Origin of the sequence: Nostoc sp. 2RC (assembly GCF_014222165.1) — a bacterium.
Lineage (GTDB): Bacteria > Cyanobacteriota > Cyanobacteriia > Cyanobacteriales > Nostocaceae > Nostoc > Nostoc linckia.
Genome location: NZ_JACKZU010000414.1, coordinates 1 through 6868, shown reverse-complemented (window position 1 = coordinate 6868; position 6868 = coordinate 1). Strand labels below are relative to the sequence as shown.

4 protein-coding genes and 1 tRNA gene are annotated in these 6868 nt (G+C 42.3%); 3 read left to right on the top strand and 2 right to left on the bottom strand.

Annotation, left to right across the window (positions count from 1 at the left end):
• From GNE10_RS30125 to GNE10_RS30115, 3 genes are all read left to right on the top strand, one after another.
• On the top strand, positions 1-702 hold a 702-nt coding region (locus GNE10_RS30125; protein WP_311774894.1), incomplete at its 5' end, for a hypothetical protein.
• A gap of 385 nt (positions 703-1087) precedes the next feature.
• Positions 1088-3337: a GAF domain-containing protein gene (locus GNE10_RS30120; RefSeq protein WP_185569437.1), complete on the top strand. Its 2250-nt coding sequence runs from the start codon at positions 1088-1090 to the stop codon at positions 3335-3337.
• A gap of 63 nt (positions 3338-3400) precedes the next feature.
• Positions 3401-3472, top strand: a tRNA-Lys gene (locus GNE10_RS30115).
• A 284-nt stretch (positions 3473-3756) separates the two neighbouring features.
• Here the strand turns inward: GNE10_RS30115 and GNE10_RS30110 are convergent.
• On the bottom strand, positions 3757-5673 hold the full coding sequence (locus GNE10_RS30110; protein WP_185569435.1) for a transketolase: 1917 nt from the start codon (positions 5671-5673) through the stop codon (positions 3757-3759).
• 687 nt (positions 5674-6360) lie between these two features.
• Entirely contained in the window at positions 6361-6834 is a 474-nt protein-coding gene (locus GNE10_RS30105; protein ID WP_185569433.1) for an ABA4-like family protein, read from the bottom strand.
• Positions 6835-6868 lie beyond the last annotated feature (34 nt).

Genomic DNA, 6868 nt, shown 5'->3' with positions numbered 1-6868 from the left:
AACCCCCAAGACCGCGCTGGCTCACCTTTTCCCCAAACCAAATTCCAGTTTAAAATCCAAAACCTGAGCAGTATTGAGATCCCTCCTTTTCCCTTTAACCTTTCCCCTTTTCCCAAGGCGTTGCCATCTCCCCAGTCCCCAATCACGTCGATGCCATTATTGAACTTTAATTTTCTCTGGACTTTAGCTACTTTTAGCGGTTTTTTGCTGAGTTTGTTGTTAATTGAAATTGGTGAAAAGCCTGATATTGGATTATTGGAAGCCGCTATGGGTGGATTTATCATCGCACTTCCTCAAGGTTTTCTTCTCAAGGAACCCATAGCTTGTATCAGGTGGATTTTATCAAGCCTTTTGGGTTGGAGTCTCATCACTGCCATCGGTATTGGTGGCTTGGGTTGGTTTGTATTTAGCACTCAGGTTGTGCCTTTGAGAATCTTTTATGGAACAATTTACGGAGGACTCGGCGGCTTAGGAATTGGTTTAACACAATGGTTAGCACCCTCCAAACCCGCCTCTGTGGGGTGGCGATGGATATTTGTGTCTTCGGCAAGTTGGGCAATAGCCATTCCTTTCGGTTCCACTGTGGGGATTTTTTTACACAGTTTCACTCACTTATTCTTAGGGGAAGTTATTGGATTAGCTATTACTTGGCTGTTAGTCGGTATGTTTACTGGAATCACTGCTCATAAATTGCGATCGTAAATTGGGAATTGGGCATGGGGAGAAAGATTGCTTTGTCTACCTTGTCTTTTTGTCCCCTTCCTATGCTTCATACTCAATATTACAAATTATAAATTTAATTGATAAAACTTGATGATTGCACGTCAGTATATGCAACAATTCTGAAAAAACTGTTCAAAATCGGTAACTTTTTTCTCACCTGCAAATGTACTTTCGCCTTGAAAAAGCAGGATTTGTTAAGCAGACTCCTATCAGCTTTCCCAAATTTCCGATCGCGAAGTAGAAAAAGATCCAAGTTTCTACTAGCAAAGGCTGACAATACTTTGGCTAAGGCGCTCATGCATCTACTATAACCACAACAAGAGAGCGCCGAGAAGAGTCAGTAACACCAGACAGGGACTCTCGCATGAATATAAATCCGACTGAATCAACTATAGAGCTGACACAATTACCATCTCCTGAGATTCTCTTCGGCACGGAAGTAGATAAAAAAAGTAGTAGCGAGCAGTTTCTACTAAGTATGTACGATTCTGTGCAGGCATCGATATTTGTGGTGGATGTGCTAGAGGATGGAGATTTTCGATATGTAGCACTAAATCCCACTCATGAGCGTTGGATAGGCATTAGCTCGGAGAATTTGCGGGGCAAAAAACCAGAGGATATTCTCTCGCCCATTGATGCAGCTATGGTGCGTCAGCGTTACACAGACTGTGTATTATTTGGCAAAACTATTTCCTACAAACAATGTTTGCGATTCCAAGGAGTGCCGACTTGGTGGAGTACAACTCTGACTCCATTACGAGATGCTGACTCTAGGATTTATCGATTAATTGGTACTAGTAGTAATATTACTTCTGTTAAAAATGTAGAACTAGCAGTTGAACTCCAGGCACAACGGGAGCAACTAATAGAAGCCATCGCCTCTAGAATTCATCAATGTGTAGAATTAGATACCATTCTACATCAGACAACACAAGAACTACGGCAGTTTTTAAAGAGCGATCGCGTGCTAATTTATCGCTTTCAAGGCGATGGTAAAGGAGTGGTGATTGCTGAATCAAGTGTAGTCAGTAACGATTTGCTGTTAGGAAAAAACATCGCCGATCCCGGCTTTGGTCGTCAATATCAGCAACACTACAGCCAAGATTATATTCAAGTTATTGAAGATATTCACACAGCTGGATTACACCCTTGCCATATAGAATTCCTGGGATCTTTACACGTTAGAGCCAATGTAGTAGTACCAATTTTTTTCAAGCAAGATGTGTGGGGACTATTAATAGCTCAGCATTGCCATCACCCGCATGAATGGCAAGAAATGGAAACGAACTTGCTCAAACAGCTGGCAATTCAAATCGGCATTGCTGTCCAACAGTCACAACTTCATCAGCAACTCAACGATTTCCAAGTCAAAATCGAGTTGCACAAACAAAAACACATCAATCAGTTGCAACAACTACGAAACTTTCAAACCTTGGTGCAACAGATGACGGAGCAAATCCGCGATAGTGTTGATGAAACCCAGGTGTTGCAGACAGTTACCCAGGAATTAGTACATTTACTCAACCTTGACCGCTGTCAAATCGAACTGTATAGCAGCTGTCAAACACAGGTACATATTACTTACGAGTACACAACCAATTTACCCCAGTGCTTGGGATTGACAAAACAAATTGCAGACCGTCCCGAAGTTTATCAGCCACTTTTGCAAAAACAACCTTTGCAATTTTTAGAAATTGTACCTGGATGGCGACCAAAATTGCTGGTTGTTGCTCAGATGGCTTGTCCAATTTTCGATACTCAAGGAATTTTGGGAAATATTTGGTTGACAAGACCAACACAAGAATCCTTTGATGAATTTGAAGTCGGGCTAGTGCAGCAAATAGCCAATGAATGTGCGATCGCTATCCGCCAAGGACAACTTTACCAAAAAACCCTCTCCCAGGTAAAAGAATTAGAAAAACGCGAACGATTAAAAAATGAATTTCTCAGAACGCTGTCCCAAGAACTACGAACACCGATAACTAGCATCAGCCTCGCTGCTCAAACTCTCGAAAGTGTACTTGCATCAGAACAAATATTAGACATAGAAATAGTTCCGCAACTTTTACAGATATTGCATAACGAATGCGCGCGAGAAAGCAAATTAATCAACGATTTACTCACACTCACATCCTTAGAAGCCGAACCAAGTTCCCCGACTTTAATTGGCATTGACTTGCAAAGCTGGCTTTACCCCATCATTGAAACTTTTCGAGATGTTACCAACTGCCAACGCCAGCAGTTAAACTTAAACATCGACGGCACACTGCCAATTTTAGAGACAGATATCACAGACTTAGAAAGGATTATCACCGAACTGCTCAACCATGCCTGCAAATACACCCCAGCAGGGGAATCTATTACAGTGACGGCTCAACCAGCAGGGGACGCAGTACACCTGCAAATTACCAGTTCTGGAATCGAACTGAACAGCAACGAAGTGTCACGAATTTTTGAGCCTTTCTATCATCTTGATAAACACGATCCCTGGAAACATAGTGGCACTGGACTAGAATTGGCATTAGTGCAGAAAATGGTCAGACATTTAGGCGGCTCAATTTCTGTAGAAAGTGCAGCAGCTCAAACTACCTTTATAGTCAAATTTCCCCTTTAACTCGTTTCCTGGGGTGTTACACTGGCAAATTTTGGAGAAGTTTGCTAATATCGTTATCTGTGTGGGTGACTAGCTCAACGGTAGAGCATCGGACTCTTAATCCGCTGGTTCTGAGTTCGAATCTCAGGTCACCCACTTTTGAGATTTTGGATTTTAGATTTTAGATTTTAGATTAAAAGCCTTTGCTATGGAAGGCTTGCTGAAAAAGCCCCTTGGTGGGGGTAGAAAACTCTTAATGGGTAACTCTTAACAATTTCACGCCTATAGGTTCTAATTTTTTGAAATCCAATCAATTGCAAATGCAAGGCTTTTAAAGCTTAGACGCGAATTATAGGAAAGGGAAAAATACCAAACCTTTCCCCTTACCCTTTTCCCGACTTCTCTTAGAAGTCTAATATTTTGGTGAATTGGTATAAGTCCTACTTTCTTGCTGATTCCGAGTGTAAAGCTACTCCCAATGAGTGTTTGACTTGGGATTTCACCGCTTCAACAATGGCATCGGCATCAATTTTGGCAGCATGAAGCAGTTCTTCGGGTGTACCGGAACCTGGCATTTCACTCACCGCTAACTTAATTAGCCGCAGCGGAGTTTCATCGTAACTAGGGCTACTATTAGTACCCGCAAAAACATCCAGCACCGCTGCACCTAACCCCCCTTCTAACCAATGGTCTTCAACAACAACTAAATTCCCCTCAGTATCGCGTGCAGCTTGATGAAGTGTCTTAGCGTCAATGGGTTTGACAGAGTAGGCATCAATGACACGCACCGCGATACCTTCATTTTTAAGACGGTCATAAGCCTTGAGAGCTTCGTGTAAAGTGATACCAGCGGCGATGATGGCGGCTCCATCGCTGTCTGAACTACGGATTACTTTGCTACCGCCAATGGGAAAATCTTCATCAGAGTCATAAATTACAGGTGTGCTTTCTCTCGTGGTGCGGAGGTAGACAATGCCATTGCGATCGCTCATTTGTGCCAATAATTTAGCAGTTTGATTGGCATCGCTGGGATACAGTACAGTACTACTCCACACAGCCCGGAATGCTGCTAAATCCTCCAGTGCCATTTGTGAAGGGCCATCTTGACCAATGGATACCCCTGCATGGGAACCCACTAATTTAATGTTGGCGCGGGAGACAGCCGCCATACGTACAAAATCATAACCCCGACTCAAGAAAGCAGCGAAACTCGACGCAAAAGGTTTGTATTTTCGCACCTGCAAACCCACCGCCGCTGCAATCATTTGTTGTTCCGCAATGTACATCTCAAAGTAGCGCTCAGGATAAGCTTCAGCGAAATCTTCAGCATAAGTGGAATTACTCACCTCAGCATCAAGAACAACTACATTTGGCTGAGCAGAACCCAATGCTAATAAAGCATCCCCGTAGGCTCTACGTGTTGCCACCTTTGCACCTTTGTTATATGTGGGAAGTTGCAACTGTTGGGGGTTACCTGTAACAACTGGTTGGGCTTGTTCTTCGGGTTTGTTGACTTGAATTATGATGTGGCGTTGGCCACCCAATTCGGCGATCGCTGCTTTTTCGGCATCAGGTTTGAGTGCTTTACCATGCCAACCACCCAAATCTTCCAAAGAAGCTACACCTTTGCCTTTCTTTGTGCGAGCAATAATTACAGTGGGGCGATCGTTGATACTCAAAGCAGCGTTCAAACATTGGTCAATCTCCTGAAAATTGTGACCATCAATTTCCATCGCTTGCCAACCAAAAGCTTTAGCACGTGCAGCATAAGCTTGTATGTTCCAACCCAATTCAGTCTGACCCCGCTGTCCTAAACGATTGACATCGATAATAGCGATCAGATTGTCTAAGCTGTAATGCGAGGCATGGTCAAAAGCCTCCCACACAGACCCCTCTGATGTTTCGCTATCGCCAAGCAACACCCACACATGGTATGGTAACTGGTCTAAATACTTACCTGCTAAAGCCAACCCTACACCAATTGGCAATCCTTGTCCCAAAGAGCCAGTGGCCACATCAACCCAAGGTAAAACTGGCGTGGGATGGCCTTCCAAGCGACTGCCTAATTGCCGCAGAGACATTAATTCTCCATCGCTAATTACCCCCGCAGCTTTATACATGGCATACAACAAGGGTGCGGCGTGTCCTTTAGAGAGAACGAAGCGATCGTTATTAGGGTTATCTGGATTTTTAAAATCGTAGCGCAGATATTTAGAGAGTAAAACCGCCATCACATCCGCTGGTGACATAGACGAAGTAGGATGACCTGAACCAGCAATAGTCGTTGCGCGAATACTATCAACACGCAACTGTTGTGCTAACTCATGCCATTGCTGTATTTGCTCCTGTATGGCCATAGTGGTATTCCTAAATTAAAATCAAGGTTATTGCAGCGAATCTTTGATTTGTATTTGGATGAAATGAGCTAATGCGCGCTAAAAAAGCATAACTACTCGTGGTAATCGTTGACTGTCAACGCTCAACAACTAGTAGCGAGTCAATAGACTTCTTGCATAAGTCGGGAAAAGGCAAAGGGGGAAAGGGTAAAGGTTTTGTATTGTCCCCTTCCCCTTTAACCTTTTCCCTTTTCCCAACTCTTGCAAAAAACACTTTTGCAAGAGGTCTAATGTGCAATTTTTATGTGAAACAGCTTAGAAGTTTAAAACCAGCTTTAAATAATTGAGATATGGAATTCTACAATCAGATAAAGATTAAATCTCTAATTTTTAACCATTTGGAATTGGGAATTAAAGGATTTTTATGCAAAGTATGGTGTAAAAGCTTCAGAGATTTATTTCACTCTCCCTGGGTTTAATTTAGAAATAACGAGTGGCGATCGCTTCTTTCTAATGGAGTAATTAAGTTTATTTCTCAGGATATATAACAAGGAACTGGGGACTGTTGACTGCTGACTGTCAACGGTCAACGGTCAACAGTTAACACTCTTCTGTGGAATATTTTTTTACTTGGAAGTCCCTTAACCGTCAACAGTCAACACTATGACTGACTCTCTACGATTTCAAAGCATAATAGCTGACTAATTATTAGTTTGAGACTTGTTGTTCTGCTACTGTCACCGCTTCATTTTCTTGAGATTTTGGGAAAAATTTCTGAGATATCCAGTTAGTCAAGATGTGGGATAGTAATCCCAGAGGGCCAGCAAAAAAACACAAAGCTAGAGAATGAATTGTCCAAATACCTGTTTTTTGACCTTCTAAGTATATCCAGCGACCAACGAATAAATCCATCACTAAATAATGAACCCAACCCGTTGCTGCAACTTTTTCATCTGCAAAAAGTCGGGCGACATTTGCTAATTCCAAATTTGAGAAATCTTGTGCGTTTTCTGGTGTAATGCTGTTAACAAATAAATACAAATATACCCCAGCCAACAGCACAAAAGGTAGATATGATGCCATTATTCGCTGCGTCACCTTCCAATTTGGCAATAAAATCATTAAAGTCCAAAAAGGCAAAACGAAAAGATTTGCAATATTAAATATTTGGGAAATAGTCATAGTTTTGTGAAATGAAGAGTGGGGAGATGGGGAG